Genomic DNA, 19,451 nt, shown 5'->3' with positions numbered 1-19,451 from the left:
GACACGCTGCTGTCCTCGAGTGATTGCGACTGATCGTTAGGTATGTGTAGTGTTGGCTGCATGGCTTACGGGAGTGTCTCTAAATAGGTCAAAACCGGCGAGCGGTTGACACCTTGGGCAACAAACACACGGTACTCGCTGGCCATGTCTGCCGCAGCTTCGGTGGCTGCGTCTTGGTCGGCGAAGGACACAAAGCCACAGCCTCCGGTGCCGGTCAATCGTGCAGTGCCCCAAGCGGCAAGTCGGTCCAGCATTCGTTGTATTTCAGGATACAACGCGCGTACGGTTGTTTCACAATCGTTTCGGCCACCCCCAGCCAATGCGGTGCGTATTGTCGTTATTTGGCTATTTCGTGTCAAACCGGGATGTTGAAAGATGGCGGCCGTGGAAACAGAAACACTCGGACAGGCCACCAAAAACCACTGTTCCGGCAACGTTACCGGCGTAAGCGCTTCCCCGATACCTTCAGCCCATGCTGAATGCCCGCGAACAAAGACCGGTACGTCGGCGCCGAGCGCTTGACCGAGTTCAGCCAGTTGGTCTGTGCTGAGTTCGCACGCCCATAAGGTATTCAGCATCAATAAGGTCGTGGCTGCATTGGAGCTGCCACCGCCGACGCCACCACCCAAGGGTAGATGCTTGTGCAACGTGATGCGCACACCATGGGTGTTCTTTCGTCGGGGTAGGAGCATCTGTGCCGCACGCCAGATGAGATTGTCCTGCACGGGGATGTTGATTTGGCTATGGAGGTCGATCTGTGGCTGGGCAGTGAGTTGGAAATCCATTTCGTCGCCGTACGCGAGAAGCTGAAACAGGGTTTGCAGTTCGTGGTAGCCATCCGGGCGACGACCGGTGATGTGGAGCATTAAGTTCAACTTCGCGGGTGATACGACGCGATGGTTCGGAAACGCGCCTTTAGACACCGCTGATATCCCACGTGGAGATAATAATTTGGGCGCGTGAATCTTCGAAGCGCATACTAAACCGCAGAGGGAGTTGGGTTTCTGGGTCGTATTCGGTGTATTCGATGGTCCAGCCGTGTTGTTCCATGCGTTCTAACAAGGCATCGCTATTCAATTTGATGCCCGCGCGAGCACCGGGCGACGGTATGCCGCGCAGCCAATATTGAAGATGATGCAAAGGTAGGTCGATGGCAATGGCTTCGCTCAGGAGTTCTTCCAGTGAGGCAGCAAAAAAATGGTCGTCTTTGGTGCGCAATTCGGCCCAGCCATAGCCACCATTAATGGTCGCGCCGCCTTGGCCTAATGGCCCGCTGAGCCGAATATTGTAGTCTTCATCGCGTTGTTGCCAGTAAACGGTGAAGTTAGCGCCTTCTGACCCTTGCCGGGCACCCACTCTGCCTTGTAATGTCCACGTCTCCACGGCACGCATGCGATCCCGGTGCTCCAACCAGGGCGGAAGCATTTCTTCTTGTGCCACTGGCTCGGGCGGGCGTGTGCTACAGGCCACTAAGGTAAATGCAAATAAGACTATCAACAGTGGGTTAAGGCGTTTCATGAATTAAGTCCACGATGGCTTCAAGACGCTGAGTATTCTGGTGGCGCTCCAGCCAGTCGGCCGCGATAGACAACGCGCGAGCACGATCACCACCACGCCAAATGGCTTCAACGTAGTGCGCCACAATTTCGTCATCATCCTCATCCCAGCCTTGAAGATCAAGTGCTAACCGCAAATAGGTCTCAGCTTCGTCGAATTGGCCTTCCTTGAAGTAGAGCCAACCAAGGCTGTCGGTAATGGCTGCGCTGTCAGGATTGAGTTCGTAGGCCCGCTCGATCAGTGGTCTTGCCTCCGCAAAGCGATCGGTCCGATCGACCAAGGTGTAGCCCAAAGCGTTCAACGCAGCGGCGTTGTCAGGTTCTTGTGCCAAGATGGCGTTCAAATCCGCTTCAAGCACATCAAGACGATCAAGTGGTTCGGCTGATAAGGCGCGCAAATATAATAGTGTGGTGTCTTGTGGTTGATCTTCCAAGCCCAACGAAAAAGCGGCGAACGCGCGCTCGTAGTCTTCGCGATCGAACCAAAAGCGCCCGTGCAATTCCGCTATCTGGTAGCGAATATCGGCAAAATAAAGCTGATGTTGTGCAAACAGTTCGTCGATGTTCACGCCGGGAATCGAATGCTCTGCCAATATTTGTAACTGCCGCTGTATGGCCCTTGGCGCCCATTCCGGATCGGTCACTTGCAGGTAGGCTTCATAAGCGGCCGTCATGTCGCCCCGATCCTCGGCCAGCCGCCCGAGATAAAAGCGGGCGATGGAGTGTTGGTCGGTGTCGAGTAATTGGGTAAAGAAAGCTTCGGCACGAGGATCATTTTGTGCATAGGCCAATTCGCCGGAAAACCTGAGTAGGCGTGAATTGTCGGGCAGCTGCTCCAAGCCTTGCAGCAGTACGGCAAAGGCTTCCGCCTGTTGTTGCTGTGCCAAGAAGCTTTGTGCACGCAGCAGATAGAAGCGGTCCACGTCTGGAAACTGCTGAATGGCGGACGTCAGAACAACCTCGGCGCCCTGCCAAAGACTTAAATCCAGCAAGGTTTCGCCGTAGGCTTGATAGGCTTGGGGGGCTCGAAGTTGCCCATCGAGTGCCCGCCATAACAGGGCAGCCGCACGCTGATCACCTTGCGTCTCAGCCAGATATCCATTGATCAGCGTCAGGTCAGAAGATTGTGCGGCTGGCAGGTCAGCGGCCAACAATGCTTGGCGCAACGCCTGTTGCTGCGCCGGCGGCCAGCCTTGGATCAAATCAAAAGGCACAAATAAAGCGAAGTCTGCTTGCTGCGCCAGTAGAGATTCCAATGCTTCTACGGCTGGATCGATGCGTTGCAAACCTAAATTCAGTTGCCAAGCGCCATGCCAGGCTTCCAAATTGGTGGGTTCTAACTCGGTCCAGCGGTCATAGTAGTAAGTCGCCGCTTCGATTTGCCCCAGTTGAATGGCTAAGGGTGCTACGCGTGCAATCAAGTCGAGATTGTTCGGGTAGTCCGAGAGCGCGGCATCATAAAGCTCCAATGCCACCTCGGGCTCATTATTCCGCGCCGCCAATTCGGCCAATACCACGCGAAAGAAAACTTCGCCGGTCATTGCCTCGGACGCTGCCGTTGATGCTTCAGGCGGCGATTCAGCGCCCGGGCGCGTTGACGTGCTGGCACATCCCCACAACAGTGAGAGGCTCAACAGCAAAACGAGGTGAACGTTGTAATAGCGCAATACGATTCATCCAATACGGTGGTTTTTCATGTAGAATATGTTGCCTTCGAAAAATCAGATCAGTCGAACGTCGTCCTGCTCGGTCCGGCAACGTGTTACGATCAGCCATTTTGAAGTCCACACCGCATGGAGTGTACCCCATGCTTTTTTTGGTTGCAGTATAGACTCGCTAAAGATATGCCGTTAATTGCCCTAGGTATTAATCATAAAACCGCTCCGGTTGATGTGCGCGAAAAGGTGGCCTTTGCGCCCGAGAACCTGGCCGCAGCGCATCAGTCCTTGTTGGCGGCGGGACAAGGTGTTTCTGAAGCAGTGATTGTATCAACCTGTAATCGCAGTGAACTGTACTGCGAAGTCGACGATGCCGCGGCCGGTGAGCGGTTACGTCAGTGGTTGGCCGATTATCACCAATTGCCGGAAAACGCCTTGTCAGCGTACAGCTACGAATTTCATGATTTAGACGTGGTGAACCATCTGGCACGTGTGGCGTCCGGTTTGGACTCCCTGGTGCTGGGCGAGCCGCAAATTCTTGGCCAGTTAAAATCGGCTTATGCGGTGGCGCAAGAGTCCGCAACCGTTTCCGGGCAGCTTAATCGACTGTTTCAGCATTGTTTTGGTGTCGCCAAATCGGTGCGCACGAATACCGCCATTGGCCGCAATCCGGTATCGGTTGCCTATGCTGCAGTGGATATGAGCACCCATGTGTTCAGTGATTTAGGGCGGTGTCATGCCTTGTTGATTGGTGCTGGCGAAACCATTGAACTGGTGGCCCGACATCTCAAGGAGCGCGGCATTGGAAAAATGACCGTGGCCAATCGAACGCTACAGCGTGCACAGCAAGTCTCGGCTGAATTTGGTGCGCATGCTATTTTGCTGGGTGACATCCCCGACCATTTAGCTAACGCCGATATTGTCATCTCGTCGACCGCGAGCCAGTTGCCGATCCTGGGTAAAGGTGCGGTGGAACGGGCGCTGAAACAACGTAAGCACAAACCCATGTTTATGGTGGACATTGCGGTGCCGCGTGATATTGAACCGGAAGTCGATGCGCTCGACGACGTGTATCTCTATACCGTGGATGATTTGCAGCAAGTGATTGAAGACAACGTGCGCTCGCGGATGGCCGCCGCCGCAGAGGCGGACAGCATCATCACCCAAGCGGTTCAGCAGTACGCCGACAGTGTGCGCGAACGCGATGCCTCTGCCACCATCAAGGCGTTGCGTGAACAGGTGACAACGGTGGCTGATGTAGAATTGGCGAAGGCACTTGCACGCCTAGCCCGCGGCGATGCCCCGGACGACGTGATGCAGCAATTAAGCCGGAGTATTACCAACAAAGTGTTGCACCCACCCAGTGTTTTTTTAAAAGAAGCCGGACGTCAAGGACGTACGGATCATATTGAGTTGATACAGGAGATCTACGCTTTGCCCAAAGACCTCTCGGGCGGCGCGGAAACATCATGAAAGACACCTTACGTACCAAGCTGGAACAATTGATTGAACGCTTTGAGGAGCTGTCTGCTTTGCTGTCTGACGCGGGGGTGATCAGCCGCCAAGACCAGTTCCGTGAATATTCGCGTGAATATGCAGAGTTGGAGCCGGTCGTTCAGGCCTTTGAATTGTATCAAGGGGCGCAAGCCGATTTTGACGAAGCCAAAGCGCTGTGCAGCGACAGCGACCCGGACATGCGTGAGATGGGTCAGGAAGAAATGAAAGCGGCCAGTGAGCGTCTGACGACGTTGGAAGCCGAACTGCAAGTCCTGCTCATGCCAAAAGATCCGGATGATGACAAGAACGTCTATTTGGAGGTTCGAGCAGGTACCGGTGGCGATGAGGCAGCGATTTTTGCCGGTGATCTGTTTCGTATGTACGCCAAATACGCCGAGTCCAAGCGCTGGAAAGTCGAGGTGATCAGCACCAGCGACGGCGAACACGGCGGTTATAAAGAAATCATTACGCGGGTTGTAGGCCAGGGCGTGTACGCACATTTGAAATTTGAATCCGGTGCGCACCGCGTGCAGCGTGTTCCGGAAACCGAGTCGCAGGGGCGTATTCACACTTCGGCCTGCACGGTTGCGGTCATGGCCGAAGCCGACGAAAGTGGTGACATTGACATCAACAAAAACGATTTGCGGATCGATACGTTCCGCTCTTCTGGTGCTGGCGGTCAGCACGTCAACACGACTGACTCCGCCATTCGCATTGTGCATTTGCCCACCGGCATTGTGGTGGAATGTCAGGATGAACGTTCACAGCACAAGAACAAAGCCAAGGCCATGGCCCTGTTGGCGACCAAGCTGGAGCAAGCCGCCAAAGACGCCGCGCACGCCGAACAGGCTTCACAGCGTAAATCTCTGGTGGGCAGCGGCGACCGCTCGGAACGTATTCGCACCTACAATTATCCGCAAGGGCGGGTGACCGACCACCGCATCAACCTTACCTTGTATAAATTGGATGAGGTGATGGAAGGCAAGCTGGATGATGTTATCGGCCCTCTACGCCACGAACACCAAGCGGAGCTTTTGGCGGAAATGGGCCAGTAAAGTTATGCGAATTCAAGAGGCTTTGCGCTGGGCGATATCGCAACTGCGGTCCGAAGACGCACAAGCCGATGCGGAAATATTGCTATGTCATGTTCTGCAAAAGCCCAGAGCCTTTTTGTTTACCTGGCCTGAACGACCATTGTCAGAAGCCGAGCAAACTCATTTCGAAACGCTGCTAGCGCGACGAATTAAGGGCGAGCCGGTGGCCTACATTACCGGCAGACGCGCCTTCTGGAATCTCGAACTTGCTACCCATCCCAGTACCCTAATTCCTCGCGCCGATACTGAAACCCTGGTGTCGGCGGTACTTGAAACGGTGCCGGAGCAACCCTTGGATATAGTGGATTTGGGTACAGGTACCGGTGCCATTGCATTGGCTTTAGCCAGTGAACGCCCGCATTGGCGGGTACAGGGCATAGATCGCCTGGCAGAGACGGTGCGTTTGGCGCAGCAGAATGCACAACATAATGGGTTGGCGCACGTGCGTTTTGCACAAGGCGATTGGTGCCTTGGTTTGGTTGATCACAGCGTCGATGTGTTGGTCAGCAACCCGCCCTATATCCGCACGGACGACCCACATTTGCAGCAAGGTGACGTGCGGTTTGAGCCTTCGTCTGCCTTGACGTCCGGCGCTGATGGTTTGGACGATATTCGAGCCATCATCAATGATGCTGGTCGAGTATTGCGTGCTGGTGGATGGCTGTTTTTGGAGCATGGGTATGATCAACGTGACGATGTTGTATTGTTAATGATTGATGCCGGTTTCGAACACTTGGAAACGCGAAAGGACTTGGGAAGGCAGGATCGGGTGACCTTTGGAAATCTGCCTACTGCTATCAAATTATAAAAATCAATAGTTTCAGTTTATTGGTTGCTGCGTCTTACTCTATTAGCCAACGGTAGAATTGCCGTCTACACTGACAACCATCAAGATTTTTTGGCAGAAAGGAGAAGCAACATGACGACCAATGCAATTGGTATCAAAACAGAACAGGCGCAATCGCTGGCCGCCGATTTGAACGATTTGCTAGCTAACTACCAAGTGTTCTACATGAACGCACGGGGTTACCACTGGAACATCCGTGGTAAAGACTTCTTCGAGCTGCATCTAAAATTTGAAGAGCTGTACAACGACCTGCTGCTAAAAATTGATGAAATTGCAGAGCGCGTTCTAACCCTAGGTTACGAGCCAGCGCACAGCTACAGCAGCTACTTGGGTGCTTCCGCCATTCAGGAAAAATCTAAAGTGACCGATGGTAGCGAAGCCATTGCGCAGATTCTGGAAGCGTTTAAAACCCTGCTCGGTAAACAACGCAAATTACTAGCGGAAGCCGGTGAAGCGGGTGATGAAGGTACTTCAGCGCTCATGAGCGACTACATTCGGGCACAAGAAAAGATGGTGTGGATGTATGGCGCCTATCTGAATCGGTAATTGTGTTCAGGTGCTGATGGGTTTCGTTGCCCATCAGCACCCTAAAACATTTAGTCAAAACGTGGCAAGTACGTTCCCAAAGCGCGTTCCAGTGCTGCCACGCCGGAGGGTAAGTCCACCGCTTCGCCTAAGGCCTGCATGCTGGAACCTAAAGCGTGCAACGTACGGAAGAGGTGATGTGCGCGGCACTGTTCACCCATCTGCCCGATGCGCACAATGCGCGGCCCGAACGAGCCGGAAATTTCTACCCCATGCTGCTTCGACATGTGTTGCAGCAAGGTCTTCCCATCGATAGGTTCAGGTAGATTAATACCCACCACCGAATTCAAACGCGAAGGCCCCTGCACATACAACGACAACCCTAAACCCTCGATACCTGCCTGTAACGCCAATGAGCACTTCAAATGGCGATCAAAACGGCGCGGTAGCGTTTCCTGGCAAATCAAACGCAGCGCCTCATGTATGGCCAAAATGCCCGACACCGGTGCCGTATAGTGATAAGACTTCTGATACCAAAATTGATCCGCCAACTTGGCGTCGTAACACCAATGGCGCAGGGTATCTTTGCGCGTGGTAATTAACGTCCAAGCCCGCTCGGAAAAAGCCACCAGCGATACGCCAGGAATCGAACTTAAGCCCTTCTGGCCGCCGGTAATTACCGCATCGACTCCCCAATCGTCCATGTCCAGCGGCATGGTGCTTAACGTACAGACCGCATCCGTAATGACCAAGCAGCCCATTTCACGCGCCACCTGTGCAATTTCGGGCAGGGCATGGTTGAACACCGTATTCGACGTTTCGCCTTGAACAATCGTCAGTACATTGGGGCGATGCTGACGCAATGCGGCAATGATGGTTTCGGGGTCGGCCGCTTGCGCGCTACCAACGTCTAAGCGAATAACTTCCGCTTCTACGCGCTCAGCCATTTCTGCCAAGCGATTACTGAAAAAACCATTGCGCACCGACAGCACCTTACTGCCCGGCACGACCAAGTTCACAATCGCCATTTCCATCGCCGCCGAGCCCGGGCCCGCAACGCCCATAATGTGCTGCGATTCCGTTTGAAATACATAGCGCGACATTGCCTTCACCTGCTCGATGATGCGTGCCATGGTGTCACCCAAATGGTTGATCACAATGCCATTCGCCGCCGCTACCTTCGCCGGAATTGGTACCGGGCCTGCGCCCATCATCAGCAAGGGTTCGTCGGGTAATATATTGTCCAATGGGACGATATCAGGCACAGCATGGCGCATGGGATCAGCATCCTTTAGGTGGTGTTGAAATGGAGTCATTAACGATAACAGAGCCACTATAAAAGTGCGCGGGGATTATTGTTCTGGTGACATTTCTTCTCGAAAGCGCTGTTGCAGGATGGTTAATACCGTTTGTTGATCTTCGGAACTGAGCAGCGAAATGTCCATTTTGAAGCCGTAGGGTGTTTTGGGGTGATTGATGGCAATCCATGTCCGTGCGGGGGCAAGCCACTGTAACCATTTGGGCGGGTTGCGTTGCATCATGGACGGTTCAATCATGAGATCTTCGAGCATCAAGTATGCCCGTCCAGCGCGTTGAAGGCTTGCGCCTTTCAGTGAAACGGGTGTGATAATAACTTCCTCCTGGCGCCTGAATGGGCTGTCAATACCAAGAAACAGTAAGGTCCATTGCCAAATAAACAAGGGGATTAAGAAAATCATATTGTGACCCGGCAAGAAATATGACTGGAAGAAAGTGGTGGCGAGTACTATGAAAAAACCGGCCCAAAGAAATATAACATGGCGTCGGCGCTTCGCCGGATCCGCAGAAAATACAAGGGTTTCAGGCTTTATGCTCATGATGTTTTCCTTTCATGATGGGTACATTCCGTTACTGCATCGGCATCTTAACGAATCGGCAGAGCGTATGTAAACGGTGATTTGGGCGTTTCGGCAGTGTATGAGCCGCTACGACGCGAACTCTATCCACAAGTGGATGAATGGATTGATGCACAGCCATTAGAAACACTTTATCTGTCCGCAATGACGGTGGCTGAATTGCGAGCCGGTGTTGCACTCCTTCCAGAGGGCAAGCGGAAAAGAGCGTTACAGCACAATCTCGAGCATCACATTCTTCCTTTGTTCAATGGGTATGTCTTGTCGTTTGACCTAGCCTGCATTTAGCACTATGCAGATTTGTTCGCTAGAGCAAAAAATGCCGGATTGCCTATCGCCGCTGTAGATGGTTTCATTGCGGCCATTGCCCTTGCCAACAAATTGTCAGTGGCAACACGCGACAAATCGCTATTTGAGGCTGCGGGTGCCAAAGTGATTAACCCATGGACACAAAAGGAGCAAAGTTAATGCATAGAAGTGATCATCAACGGATATCAAAATCGATAACTCAAGAATTGAAAATCGTGCTTGGCCTCCTTTTTTGGCTCTTTGTACCTCCTATGGTGATTTATGCGCTTCCCGCCTATTTTATCGATCATTTTTTGGCCAGTTTGCTCATGGGCCCAGCATTTCTTATGTGTTGCTGGGGGCTGTGGAAGTTTGAGATATTGAGGTTCGGCAGATAAATAAGGGTTGAGCGTGGTCGCTCAACCCTTGGCATGACTCAGCGCTTTTTCAAATCTTTGGCATTTTTTGCCAATTTGACCACTTTCGCAAAACCCTTGTAGCGCTGCCTGCGCTCCCAAACGTTTTCTTGTGCAATGATTGTCTCGCGTTTGAGTTTTAGAAATCGTCGTACCCGATCGGGCTCAAGTTCACCGCGGTCGATGGCGGCAGAGAGCGCGCAGCCTTCATCACCTTGGTGATTGCAGTCTTTAAAACGGCAAAGACGCGCCAGTTCAACGATGTCGTCGAAGACACGATCTACCCCTTCGCTGGCATCTCCTAAGCGCAATTCGCGCATCCCTGGCGTGTCCACAATCCAACCGCCATCAGGAATACGCACCATCTGGCGGGCGGTGGTTGTGTGGCGTCCTTTTGCATCATCTTCTCTAATAGCCGCGGTATTGAACCGTTGGTCGCCGAGCAGCCGGTTGGTCAGGGTTGTTTTTCCGACACCCGATGAGCCGAGGAGCGCGACCGTTTGGCCCTCCGATGTCCACGGTTGCAAGGTGATCGCAGCTTGCTCGTCCAGAGCATTCAAAAGAACGACGGGCGTGGACGCGTGTAAGGATTGTGCCGTTTCTCGATAGTGATCGACTTGGTCCGTCAGATCCGCTTTAGTCAGTACGATCACAGGCATAACCCCTGAGTCCAGTGCCAGTGCCAGATACCGTTCCAAGCGGGCCTTATTGAAGTCGGCGTTGCATGACGAAACGATAAAAACGGTATCGACATTGGCCGCCAATAATTGTGGCTTGGGGTTTGTGCCTGACGCGACGCGTTGCAAAAGTGACTGACGAGGCAATAACGTTAAGGTGCCTGGTGTGTCTGGCTTCAGCCATACCCAGTCACCTACCGTGGGACGCTCATCCATGGGTAGGCTGAGCCATCGCTTTTGTGCCGGTTCATGCCATTGTACCTGTTCAGTCTGTAAGAGCAGTCGTTCTCGATCGACTCCCAGAACGCGTGCAACCTGACCGTCTTCTAGCTGTTCCAGCGTTAAGGTTTGTTGAAATATCGGGCGCCAACCAAGTTGGGCCAAAGAGATGAGTTTTGTCATTGTGGTTCAAACCTGTATTGATTCGAGCGAAACGCCGAACAGACGCCGCCCAGAATGCTATGTGCACGCGCAAACCAGCGCGCAGTCGTTAAACAGGGCAGGGCAATACAGGTAATGTCGACCAAGGTAAGCGATGCTTCCCTTAGCGGGTTTTATGCCGCGATATACCGGATGTCGTGTTAGGCCTGTATTGCCACACAAACAATTGCGTTAGACCGTGTAGACATAAAAAAACCTCTTGGTGAGTTGTGGTTGGGCCTAGAATTTTGCCACAGTTGTGTTTTCAATCACATACGGGAACGCTGTCTTTCAGATCAAATTTTCGTGTCTAAACAGCATCTGGTTGCTGCTCCGGTGCTGCTTCCTGAAAAGCCGGTAGCGCATTGCAACGTTGGGCAATAGCGTCAATCAAGGGAAATTCGCCCATGGGTAATTTATAGCGATAGGCATTGTAGACCTGCGGAACCAACACCACATCGGCCATATTAAGGGTATCGCCAAAGCAATAAGTGCCAGCGGTGCGCTGCAACTTGCCTTCCAATGCGGTGAACCCTACCTTCAACCAATGGCGATACCAGTCATCACGCTCTTGTTCGCTGTGGCCTAAATGGCCAGAAAGGTGCTGTAACACCCGCAAGTTGTTCAAAGGATGAATGTCGCAGGCGATATCCAGCACCAAGGCTTTTATCTGCGCGCGCAATCCTGCATCAACAGGATAAAGCGGTGGATTTGGAATTTTATCGTCCAAATAGTCCAAAATAGCCACTGACTGATTCAATACGAAATCACCATCCACCAATGTGGGCACTAACTCCGTGGGATTCATCGCTCGGTAGTTTTCCATGTGTTGCTGGCCGCCGTCTTTCACCAGGTGCACGCTTTCTTGCTCATAGGCGATGCCTTTGAGGTTCAGGGCGATTCTCACCCGGTAGGCGGCAGACGAGCGCCAGTATCCATAAAGTTTCATTGGGTATACATCTCTTCAACTTATCTATTGAAAGTCAGGGGTTTTGTCTCGGTGTTGGTGGACTGGAAGGTGTGTCTGTTCAGGACCGTAAAAGCGCATGGATGCGCTTGTCGAGCCCCCAAGGACGGGTTCACGGCGTGTCATGAACAGACACACCTTCCAGGCCGACTAACACCAGAGGGTGAAACTACCGAGGCCTTCAAGCCTTAACTACCCTCTGATCAATAGCCCCAAAAATGCTGTTTCCATCGCTGTCCAGCATTTCCATGCGAATACGGTCACCAAACTTCATAAATGGGGTGCTTGGCTTGCCATCACGAATAGTTTCAATCATCCGTACTTCTGCGATACAACTGTAGCCGACGCCACCTTCGCTGATCGCGGTGCCGAAGTCCGTACCTTGCTTGTTGGATACCGTACCCGAGCCGATAATGGCCCCGGCACCTAGGTTACGTGTGGTAGCAGCGTGCGCAATCAACTGACCAAAGTCAAACGTCATATCCACCCCGGCATTTGGTTTGCCGAACAACTCACCGTTGTAATGCGACAGCAACGGCAGATGCAACTTGGCATCTTGCCAATCGTTGCCCAATTCATCGGGCGTTACCGCCACCGGGCTGAACGCTGAAGCGGGTTTTGATTGGAAAAAGCCAAAGCCTTTTGCCAGTTCATTGGGAATTAAACCGCGCAAGGAGACATCGTTCACCAACATCACTAAGCGGATTTTATCGCGTGCGGCCTGCGCTGAAATACCCATAGGAACATCATCGGTAATGACGGCAATTTCACCTTCAAAATCAATGCCGAAGGTTTCCGAAGGTACTGGAATGTCCTCACAGGGGCCAATGAAGTCATCCGAGCCGCCCTGATACATCAATGGATCAGTCCAAAAGCTGGGGGGCATTTCAGCATTGCGCGCTTTGCGTACCAGTTCAACATGGTTTACATAAGCACTGCCATCCGCCCACTGATAGGCACGCGGCAGGGGCGATTCGCAATGCGTGGAGATAAAGGCTCGTGCACCTTGCGCATCACCCGCGTTGAGTGCTTGATAGACTTCGCGCAGCTTGCCTTCCGTGCTTTCCCATAGGTCAAGCGCTTGCTGCAGCGTCGCGGCGATGTCGGGTACGGCAACACACCGCTGTAAGTCTCGGCTAACCACCACCAATTGCCCGTCGCGGGTGTGATTCTGTAAGGTCGCTAACTTCATGGCTTAGGCATCCAACTGTTCACATACTGAGTGTTTTCGGTAGCGGACATCTGTTCGCCAACGTACAACGAGTCACGCGTATCCAGCATGACCGCCACTTCGTCCAAAAAGGTTTTCGGCTTCTCTTGCGCAGCTTTGAAGGCCTTGGGGTGTGGCCCATGGGTAAAGCCTGCCGGGTGGAACGTCAGCATACCCGCTTCAATGTTGTCGCGGCTGAAAAAGTCACCGGCGTGGTAGAACAGCACTTCATCGTAGTCGTCATTATTGTGGTAAAAGGGCACTTTTAAGGCCCCAGGGTCACTCTCTACCGGGCGTGGCACGAAGGTACACACGACAAAGCGCTGCGCCACAAAGGTGGTATGCGCCGAAGGTGGTAGGTGATACCGATGGCTCATCAAAGGGCGAATGTCCCGCCAGTTAACACGCATCACCGATAGATCACCATGCCAGCCAATGGTATCGAGCGGATTGAACGGGTAGGTCACCACGGATACCGCGTTGTGACGTTTGATGTGAACTTGCCACGCATCTTCGGAATATTGCGCTTGAAAGACCGTATCAATTTTTGGCGTATCAATGACGGCCGGGTCGAAGATGGCGTGGTTGCCGACCAAGCCTTTTTCGGGCAGTTGGTAGGCATCGTTGGTGGCTTCAATCATTAACAAGAACATGGGTTCGGTGGGGACGATACGCCACATGGTGCTGCGAGGAATGACCACGTAGTCACCGTCAGTGATGCTCAAATGCCCATAGTCACAAAACAACTCGCCTTTGCCTTGATGGATAAACAGCAGGTCGTCACCATCGGCATTGCGCGCCAGAAATTCCATCGGCTCGGTGAGGCGCCAGACCCGAAATTTGCAATGCGCGTTGTGTAATACGTCTGGCAAATCCCACGGTGAACCGTTCAGGTTCTGTTCCAGTTGCGTAAGGTCAAATGCCCTGGGCCGTAAAGGGCCTTGCCAATCAACCCAGCTTGTGGGGGCGTGGGTGTGGTGAAAATGGCTGGCAGGACCGAAGAAGCCGCTGCGCCCAGCTTCACGCTCGTAGATCGCGCGATCGGGAAAATCGGCATGCGCTTGGCGCGACACTTCACCTTCCCGAAGGGGGAATGTAGCCCATTTACGCATGTTCGATCACTCCACGACGAATTTGATCTTCTTCGATCGATTCAAACAGCGCTTTGAAGTTACCTTCGCCAAAGCCTTCGTTACCTTTGCGTTGAATGATTTCGAAGAACACCGGGCCAATGACCGTATTGGTGAAGATTTGCAGTAGAATGCCATCTTTCATTGGTGCGCCGTCAATCAGAATGCGCAGGTCCCGCAAGTCATCGAGGTTTTCACTGTGCCCTTCAACGCGGTCATTTACCTTTTCATAATAGGTATCCGGCGTGGACATGAATTCAACGCCGCGCTCGCGCAGGGTGCGCACGGTTTCATAAATGTTTTCGGTGGACAGGGCGATGTGCTGAATGCCTTCACCGTTGTACTCTCGAATGAATTCTTCGATTTGTGATTTGTCGTCGGAGGACTCGTTGATCGGAATACGGATTTTGCCGCACGGGGCCGTCATGGCTTTGGATACCAAGCCGGTCAGCTTGCCTTCAATGTCGAAGTAACGAATTTCACGGAAATTACCTATGCGCTCGTAAAACCCTGCCCACGTGGCCATATTGCCGCGTTTAACGTTGTGCGTCAGATGATCCAACACCTCCAGACCAACGGCATGGGCCTTCATATTTTCTTCCCATTGATCGTACAGTTTGAAGTCAACTTCGTAGATGCTGTTCGCGCCATACCGGTCAACAAAATAGAGCAAGCTGCTGCCGATGCCGTACACCGCAGGAATGTTTAGTTCCATGGGGCCAACTTGAGTTTGATAGGCCGTAGCGCCATTGCTCAGCGCGTGTTCGAATGCCTTAGCCGCATCTTTCACGCGGAACGCCATGGCACACACACTGGGGCCGTGTTCGCGGGCAAAGGCTTCGGCTTGTGAATTCGGTTGGCCGTTAACGATGAAGTTAATATCGCCCTGCTTGAACAGCCAAGCATCTTTCGAGCGGTGCTTGGCAATTTCGGTAAAGCCCAATGAGGTGAACAGCGCTTTCAAATTCTGAATACCTTCGGCATCCGCGGCGGTGTATTCAACGAATTCGAAACCGTCGGTACCTAGGGGATTGATGTGATCAGTCATGTTGTGCTCCGTCTCAAAGGATTGAGTTGTCTGTTTCTGTTGCTACATCTTGGTCCTGAGATGGCTTAAAGGAAAGCAGGCGACCCAAAGTGGCACTATCATTCGATACTCTATTTTTGTAATTAATAATGTACAAATAGGTGGGGTGTTCTGAAAACCATCGAAGAGGCAGATATATGGCGGGTCAAAGAATCGGGAAGTAGATGGTTAATTGGAACGCCGGGCGTTCACCTGTACAGAAGGGCTTACAGGAGGTGTTTGTGTGAGCCTTTTGGCACAGCGTTACGGTACAGAGTGCGGTGAAGGTTACTGATACAGAGCAACCTCAGCAAAGGGTATCATGCCTTGGCTAAAAGCAGCGTAGTCGGAAAAGCGACAGTAATACACCGTACCCAACGTATGCGGCTGACCGCGCAGCATCCAATGGCTGGTGCGTTGTGGTCGACGATAGCGTCCGGTGATCCAGTGCAGGTCATTGCCTTCTTTACGTACAATGGCCCAAGTGTAGTCGTCTAAGTCGTATTCTGTTTTCGCCGTCACTCTGGGGTTCTGGCCAAGATCACGCATAACCTGCTGCCAACGCGGGCCATGGCCCGTGCGCGGGCCTGCTAAGCCATGCGCTATTTCATGCAAGATGGTTTCCTTGGCTTGGTCTAGGTTACCCGCTAGGGCGTGCTGCAACGACAACTCAATGCGCTTTTCCCGATATCGGCACAGCCCAAGTGTGCGGCGCTGACGATTGAAGGAAAATGACCATTGCGGAAGGTGACGCGCCAGCAAGCTGGAGGCTAGGGTTTCTATGGTTTCAAGTTTCTGACGTTCGGCAGGGGTCATAGATGTACGGCAGGATACTTACACTCAAGTCACGCTTTCTAGGACGACCCGTTAGGCTTATGCGGTATCGCCGTGAACCCATCCATGGGGGCTTGGCGGCAGCCATCCAGGCTGCCGACATCCCTTATAAGCCTAACGGGGCGTCTTGGAAAGCTCGATATTTTCGCCATTCAAGTTCAACCCTATGTGAGTTACTGAGTGGCGGATATCGGGATGCCTCAGCGGGGGAGTCCACAGCACGGATGCTGTGGTCTAGGCTCCAAGGATGGATTTACGCCGACCCCGCAGAGGGATTCCCGGTAGCCGTCACGATAAGCAACGACACAGGTCTTAATAACTAGCCTTCGTAGCGCTGGAAGACCAGTGTCGAGTTAGTGCCACCAAAGCCAAAGCTGTTGGACATCACGCGGTTCAGCATTACGCCTTCTTCGGTTTTGGTCACGATGTTTGCACCTTCAGCCGCCGGGTCGAGCGTTTCCACGTTGGCGGAGCCTGCAATAAAACTGTTTTGCAGCATCAACAACGAATAGATCGCTTCTTGTACACCAGTGGCGCCCAGCGAGTGCCCGGTCAACGACTTGGTTGAACTCACTTTCGGTGCTGTTTTGCCTTTAAAAGCTTCTTTGATCGCACCGAGTTCCGCGGTATCACCGGCAGGTGTGCTCGTACCGTGGGCATTGATGTAATCAATGTCACCCTCAACGGTGCTCATGGCTTGCTGCATACAGCGCACAGCGCCTTCGCCAGACGGTGCTACCATGTTGTAACCGTCTGACGTAGCGCCGTAACCCACCAGTTCCGCATAGATTTTCGCGCCACGCGCCTTGGCATGTTCCAGTTCTTCGAGAATCATCATGCCGCCACCGCCCGCAATAACGAAACCATCGCGGTTTGCATCGTAAGCGCGCGAGGCCTTCTCGGGGGTATCGTTGTATTGGGTTGACAACGCACCCATGGCATCGAACAGGCAGGACAATGTCCAATGCTCTTCTTCACCACCACCGGCAAACACCATGTCTTGCTTGCCCATCTGAATCTGCTCCATGGCATTACCAATACAATGCGCGCTGGTCGCACAAGCAGAAGTGATGGAGTAGTTTACGCCTTTGATTTTGAACGGTGTGGCCAAGCACGCCGATACCGTACTGCCCATGGTTTGGGTGACGCGGTAGGGGCCAACCCGCTTCAGGCCCTTCTCACGCAATATATCCGCTGCTTCGGTTTGGCTGGCAGAGGATGCACCACCGGAGCCGGCAATTAAACCTACCCGAACATTGGAGTATTGTTCTTCGGTCAAACCAGCGTCTTTGATGGCTTCGGCCATGCTGTAATAAGCATAGGCGGCCGCATCGCCCATAAAACGTGCGGTTTTGCGGTCAACGTATTCGCTGAGGTCAAGTTCAGGCCGCGCTGCAACGTGGCTGCGCATGCCCAATTCGGCGTATTCGGGCTTGGCTTTGATGCCAGAACGCATGAGACGCAGACTTTCAGTGACCGTGGCTAAATCATTACCCAGACAGGAGGCAATGCCCATACCTGTTACGACGACACGACGCATATTAGCTCTCCATCTGATCGGAAGTGAACAAGCCTACCCGCAGATCATTCGCGGTGTAGATGATCTTGCCATCGCACTCTAGGGTAGCGTCGGCAATGCCCATCACCAGCTTGCGCTCAATCACACGCTTGATGTCAATATGGTAGCGCACCAGTTTGGCATTCGGCATAACCTGCCCGGTGAATTTAACCTCACCAGCGCCCAGTGCACGGCCACGACCAGGGTTGCCTTTCCATGCCAGGAAGAAACCGATTAATTGCCACATAGCATCGAGGCCTAAGCAGCCTGGCATGACTGGATCGCCGGGGAAGTGACAACTGAAAAACCATAGGTCTGGGTTGATGTCGAGTTCGGCGATGATCTCGCCCTTGCCGTGCGCGCCGCCTTCCAAACTGATGTGGTTGATGCGATCTAACATCAACATTTCTTTGACGGGTAATTGCGCGTTGCCGGGGCCAAACATCTCGCCATAGCCGCATTTCAGCAGCATGTCTTTATCCAGTGAACTAGGTCTGTCGGTCATAAACGTGAGCCTTCGTGACGAGGTTGCTAAAAATTGGGCAGACCATACCGCATTTACGGGGTCGAATTCCACATTAACCGCGCATAAGTGATGTGGAGCACGGTTAAGGATGGTCTGCATGGTAGCGAATTTCTGGCCTCAGCGCACCAGAGACATCAGCCGAGCAGACCAAAAACTCCCACCATCAACGGCACCAGAAACGAGCTGAAAACGCCGGTTAAACTCATGCCCAAACCGGCGAAAGCCCCTGCCATCATGCTCATTTGGATGGCTTGTGCCGTACCAAATCCATGGGCCGCTAATCCTAATGAGAAGCCCTTGATGGCGTCATCTTCGATGCGCAAAACACGAAACAGTGGTGGGGCAAGCACACAGCCAATGACGCCTGTAATTAAAACCAGCCCAGCGGTGAGCGAAGGGAAGGCTCCGATTTTTTCAGCGATGCCAATGGCGATCGGCGAAGTAACGGATTTAGGTGCGAGGGCAAGCAGTAACTCCGGAGATGCCCCCAGCAGCACGCCTATGCCGAGGGCGGTCACCACAGCCACCAAAGCTCCAATCAGACAGGCCACCATAATCGGCATGAACAACGCACGAATGCGCGGTAAGTAGTCGTACAGAGGGATGGCGAGGGCGACGGTGGCTGGTCCCAGTAAAAAATGAATGAACTGCGCGCCCGAAAAGTAGGTGTTGTAGTCGGTGCCCGTTACTGTGAGTAGGGTGATGATGGCGATCATCGATACCAGAACTGGATTCAACAGAGGCATGCCCCGAACTTTATAACTGAGCCAGCGGGCCAGCAAAAAACAGGCGATGGTGACGAGGAGCCAAAGCAATGGACGAGCAGCGAAATAGACCCAGAATGAGGTATGCAAGAGATCATTCATGCGGTGGCTGCCCTATTTTTGGCGCGGGAATCAGCCACTTGAGCAACAATGCAGTAACAAACATCGCCGCAAAGGTACTGCCGATCAGTGTCGCGGCAACGATCCATCCCTCTAGACGTAAAACGTTCAAATGCATCATCAATCCGACCCCTGCAGGAATAAAGAGAAGGGATAGATGCTGGATAAGACCTTCGGCCGGTGTGCGAACAGGCTCCGGCACACCGCCATTGATGACCAACGCCCCCAGTAATAACAGCATACCCATCACGGGGCCTGGGATGGGCAGGTTGGCCCATACCACCAAAGCCTCTCCCAGGAACTGAAAAACCAACAGACAGAAAAAACCTAACAACATAGTATGGTAGTGCTCCCTGATAACAGTGGTGTTCGGGCATCACTGGACGCCATGGGATTAAGTGCCTAA

20 protein-coding genes are annotated in these 19,451 nt (G+C 52.9%); 5 read left to right on the top strand and 15 right to left on the bottom strand.

The genetic code is table 11. The features are described 5' to 3' along the window. Nucleotides 1-65: 65 nt before the first annotated feature. Genes ispE through ACFOSD_RS11540 form a run of 3 tightly spaced genes read right to left on the bottom strand, consistent with a single transcriptional unit; the run spans nucleotide 66 to nucleotide 3,097 of the window. Nucleotides 66-923 (bottom strand): 4-(cytidine 5'-diphospho)-2-C-methyl-D-erythritol kinase, encoded by an 858-nt coding sequence (gene ispE, locus ACFOSD_RS11550; RefSeq protein ID WP_380696658.1) that lies wholly within the window; start codon nucleotides 921-923, stop codon nucleotides 66-68. After that, nucleotides 916-1,518, bottom strand: a complete 603-nt coding sequence (gene lolB / locus ACFOSD_RS11545; RefSeq protein ID WP_380696656.1) for a lipoprotein insertase outer membrane protein LolB — start codon at nucleotides 1,516-1,518, stop codon at nucleotides 916-918. Before lolB ends, ispE begins: the two co-directional genes overlap by 8 nt. Continuing rightward, nucleotides 1,505-3,097, bottom strand: coding sequence for a tetratricopeptide repeat protein (locus ACFOSD_RS11540; RefSeq protein WP_380696654.1), 1,593 nt, complete (start codon nucleotides 3,095-3,097; stop codon nucleotides 1,505-1,507). Before ACFOSD_RS11540 ends, lolB begins: the two co-directional genes overlap by 14 nt. A gap of 303 nt (nucleotides 3,098-3,400) precedes the next feature. On the opposite strand from ACFOSD_RS11540, the gene hemA reads away from it, so the two are divergent. The 4 genes from hemA (at nucleotide 3,401) to ACFOSD_RS11520 (ending at nucleotide 7,198) form a co-directional block, all read left to right on the top strand. After that, nucleotides 3,401-4,687 carry a glutamyl-tRNA reductase gene (gene hemA / locus ACFOSD_RS11535; protein WP_380696652.1) on the top strand — a complete coding sequence of 429 codons (1,287 nt, stop codon included), beginning with the start codon at nucleotides 3,401-3,403 and terminating at the stop codon, nucleotides 4,685-4,687. After that, complete coding sequence (gene prfA, locus ACFOSD_RS11530) at nucleotides 4,684-5,766, top strand: peptide chain release factor 1 (RefSeq protein ID WP_380696650.1); 1,083 nt, start codon at nucleotides 4,684-4,686, stop codon at nucleotides 5,764-5,766. Before hemA ends, prfA begins: the two co-directional genes overlap by 4 nt. Then, complete coding sequence (gene prmC, locus ACFOSD_RS11525) at nucleotides 5,702-6,613, top strand: peptide chain release factor N(5)-glutamine methyltransferase (RefSeq protein WP_380696648.1); 912 nt, start codon at nucleotides 5,702-5,704, stop codon at nucleotides 6,611-6,613. The genes prfA and prmC overlap by 65 nt, the downstream gene beginning before the upstream one ends. A 111-nt stretch (nucleotides 6,614-6,724) precedes the next feature. Next, on the top strand, nucleotides 6,725-7,198 hold the full coding sequence (locus ACFOSD_RS11520) for a Dps family protein (protein WP_380696646.1): 474 nt from the start codon (nucleotides 6,725-6,727) through the stop codon (nucleotides 7,196-7,198). Nucleotides 7,199-7,248: 50 nt separating this feature from the next. Here ACFOSD_RS11520 and ACFOSD_RS11515 read toward each other — a convergent pair whose 3' ends face one another. Both ACFOSD_RS11515 and ACFOSD_RS11510 read right to left on the bottom strand, forming a co-directional pair. Beyond that, entirely contained in the window at nucleotides 7,249-8,454 is a 1,206-nt protein-coding gene (locus tag ACFOSD_RS11515) for a pyridoxal-phosphate-dependent aminotransferase family protein (RefSeq protein WP_380696644.1), read from the bottom strand. Between the two features lie 75 nt (nucleotides 8,455-8,529). Further along, nucleotides 8,530-9,033, bottom strand: coding sequence for a hypothetical protein (locus tag ACFOSD_RS11510; RefSeq protein WP_380696642.1), 504 nt, complete (start codon nucleotides 9,031-9,033; stop codon nucleotides 8,530-8,532). Between the two features lie 96 nt (nucleotides 9,034-9,129). On the opposite strand from ACFOSD_RS11510, the gene ACFOSD_RS11505 reads away from it, so the two are divergent. Then, the gene (locus ACFOSD_RS11505; RefSeq protein ID WP_380696640.1) at nucleotides 9,130-9,357 is read left to right on the top strand and encodes a hypothetical protein; all 228 of its coding nucleotides are present in this window, start codon (nucleotides 9,130-9,132) and stop codon (nucleotides 9,355-9,357) included. Between the two features lie 436 nt (nucleotides 9,358-9,793). Here the strand turns inward: ACFOSD_RS11505 and rsgA are convergent, their stop codons facing one another. The 10 genes from rsgA to ACFOSD_RS11455 all read right to left on the bottom strand — a co-directional run bounded on the left by rsgA (nucleotide 9,794) and on the right by ACFOSD_RS11455 (nucleotide 19,382). Next, nucleotides 9,794-10,852, bottom strand: coding sequence for a ribosome small subunit-dependent GTPase A (rsgA, locus tag ACFOSD_RS11500; protein WP_380696639.1), 1,059 nt, complete (start codon nucleotides 10,850-10,852; stop codon nucleotides 9,794-9,796). 328 nt (nucleotides 10,853-11,180) lie between these two features. After that, a complete protein-coding gene (gene maiA / locus ACFOSD_RS11495; RefSeq protein ID WP_380696637.1) occupies nucleotides 11,181-11,819 on the bottom strand; it encodes a maleylacetoacetate isomerase in 639 nt (212 codons plus the stop codon). A 199-nt stretch (nucleotides 11,820-12,018) separates the two neighbouring features. After that, complete coding sequence (locus ACFOSD_RS11490) at nucleotides 12,019-13,029, bottom strand: fumarylacetoacetate hydrolase family protein (RefSeq protein WP_380696635.1); 1,011 nt, start codon at nucleotides 13,027-13,029, stop codon at nucleotides 12,019-12,021. Then, on the bottom strand, nucleotides 13,026-14,159 hold the full coding sequence (locus ACFOSD_RS11485) for a homogentisate 1,2-dioxygenase (RefSeq protein ID WP_380696633.1): 1,134 nt from the start codon (nucleotides 14,157-14,159) through the stop codon (nucleotides 13,026-13,028). Before ACFOSD_RS11485 ends, ACFOSD_RS11490 begins: the two co-directional genes overlap by 4 nt. Further along, nucleotides 14,152-15,225, bottom strand: coding sequence for a 4-hydroxyphenylpyruvate dioxygenase (gene hppD, locus ACFOSD_RS11480; protein WP_380696631.1), 1,074 nt, complete (start codon nucleotides 15,223-15,225; stop codon nucleotides 14,152-14,154). The genes ACFOSD_RS11485 and hppD overlap by 8 nt, the downstream gene beginning before the upstream one ends. 306 nt (nucleotides 15,226-15,531) lie before the next feature. Then, nucleotides 15,532-16,059, bottom strand: coding sequence for a SprT-like domain-containing protein (locus tag ACFOSD_RS11475; RefSeq protein WP_380696629.1), 528 nt, complete (start codon nucleotides 16,057-16,059; stop codon nucleotides 15,532-15,534). Nucleotides 16,060-16,396: 337 nt separating this feature from the next. Beyond that, nucleotides 16,397-17,617 carry a beta-ketoacyl-ACP synthase I gene (gene fabB / locus ACFOSD_RS11470; RefSeq protein ID WP_380696627.1) on the bottom strand — a complete coding sequence of 407 codons (1,221 nt, stop codon included), beginning with the start codon at nucleotides 17,615-17,617 and terminating at the stop codon, nucleotides 16,397-16,399. A gap of 1 nt (nucleotide 17,618) precedes the next feature. Continuing rightward, complete coding sequence (gene fabA / locus ACFOSD_RS11465; protein WP_380696625.1) at nucleotides 17,619-18,140, bottom strand: 3-hydroxyacyl-[acyl-carrier-protein] dehydratase FabA; 522 nt, start codon at nucleotides 18,138-18,140, stop codon at nucleotides 17,619-17,621. A gap of 155 nt (nucleotides 18,141-18,295) precedes the next feature. Continuing rightward, nucleotides 18,296-19,027 carry an LrgB family protein gene (locus tag ACFOSD_RS11460; protein ID WP_380696623.1) on the bottom strand — a complete coding sequence of 244 codons (732 nt, stop codon included), beginning with the start codon at nucleotides 19,025-19,027 and terminating at the stop codon, nucleotides 18,296-18,298. Further along, the gene (locus ACFOSD_RS11455; RefSeq protein WP_380696621.1) at nucleotides 19,020-19,382 is read right to left on the bottom strand and encodes a CidA/LrgA family protein; all 363 of its coding nucleotides are present in this window, start codon (nucleotides 19,380-19,382) and stop codon (nucleotides 19,020-19,022) included. Before ACFOSD_RS11455 ends, ACFOSD_RS11460 begins: the two co-directional genes overlap by 8 nt. Nucleotides 19,383-19,451: the final 69 nt, after the last annotated feature.

It is taken from the genome of Salinispirillum marinum, from assembly GCF_042650105.1.
GTDB lineage: Bacteria > Pseudomonadota > Gammaproteobacteria > Pseudomonadales > Natronospirillaceae > Salinispirillum > Salinispirillum marinum.
The sequence above is the reverse complement of the archived record's forward strand: the minus strand, read 5'-3'. Positions and strand labels throughout refer to the sequence as shown.

What these genes read in the sequence shown, in the direction of transcription:
- ACFOSD_RS11485 (WP_380696633.1), bottom strand. Translation starts at nt 14,159, where the DNA reads ATGCGTAAATGGGCTACATTCCCCCTTCGGGAAGGTGAAGTGTCGCGC.
- ACFOSD_RS11520 (WP_380696646.1), top strand. Translation starts at nt 6,725, where the DNA reads ATGACGACCAATGCAATTGGTATCAAAACAGAACAGGCGCAATCGCTG.
- fabA (WP_380696625.1), bottom strand. Translation starts at nt 18,140, where the DNA reads ATGACCGACAGACCTAGTTCACTGGATAAAGACATGCTGCTGAAATGC.
- maiA (WP_380696637.1), bottom strand. Translation starts at nt 11,819, where the DNA reads ATGAAACTTTATGGATACTGGCGCTCGTCTGCCGCCTACCGGGTGAGA.
- hppD (WP_380696631.1), bottom strand. Translation starts at nt 15,225, where the DNA reads ATGACTGATCACATCAATCCCCTAGGTACCGACGGTTTCGAATTCGTT.
- rsgA (WP_380696639.1), bottom strand. Translation starts at nt 10,852, where the DNA reads ATGACAAAACTCATCTCTTTGGCCCAACTTGGTTGGCGCCCGATATTT.
- lolB (WP_380696656.1), bottom strand. Translation starts at nt 1,518, where the DNA reads ATGAAACGCCTTAACCCACTGTTGATAGTCTTATTTGCATTTACCTTA.
- ACFOSD_RS11490 (WP_380696635.1), bottom strand. Translation starts at nt 13,029, where the DNA reads ATGAAGTTAGCGACCTTACAGAATCACACCCGCGACGGGCAATTGGTG.
- ACFOSD_RS11540 (WP_380696654.1), bottom strand. Translation starts at nt 3,097, where the DNA reads ATGACCGGCGAAGTTTTCTTTCGCGTGGTATTGGCCGAATTGGCGGCG.
- hemA (WP_380696652.1), top strand. Translation starts at nt 3,401, where the DNA reads ATGCCGTTAATTGCCCTAGGTATTAATCATAAAACCGCTCCGGTTGAT.
- ACFOSD_RS11515 (WP_380696644.1), bottom strand. Translation starts at nt 8,454, where the DNA reads ATGCGCCATGCTGTGCCTGATATCGTCCCATTGGACAATATATTACCC.
- prfA (WP_380696650.1), top strand. Translation starts at nt 4,684, where the DNA reads ATGAAAGACACCTTACGTACCAAGCTGGAACAATTGATTGAACGCTTT.
- fabB (WP_380696627.1), bottom strand. Translation starts at nt 17,617, where the DNA reads ATGCGTCGTGTCGTCGTAACAGGTATGGGCATTGCCTCCTGTCTGGGT.
- ACFOSD_RS11510 (WP_380696642.1), bottom strand. Translation starts at nt 9,033, where the DNA reads ATGAGCATAAAGCCTGAAACCCTTGTATTTTCTGCGGATCCGGCGAAG.
- ACFOSD_RS11460 (WP_380696623.1), bottom strand. Translation starts at nt 19,027, where the DNA reads ATGAATGATCTCTTGCATACCTCATTCTGGGTCTATTTCGCTGCTCGT.
- ACFOSD_RS11455 (WP_380696621.1), bottom strand. Translation starts at nt 19,382, where the DNA reads ATGTTGTTAGGTTTTTTCTGTCTGTTGGTTTTTCAGTTCCTGGGAGAG.
- ACFOSD_RS11475 (WP_380696629.1), bottom strand. Translation starts at nt 16,059, where the DNA reads ATGACCCCTGCCGAACGTCAGAAACTTGAAACCATAGAAACCCTAGCC.
- prmC (WP_380696648.1), top strand. Translation starts at nt 5,702, where the DNA reads ATGATGTTATCGGCCCTCTACGCCACGAACACCAAGCGGAGCTTTTGG.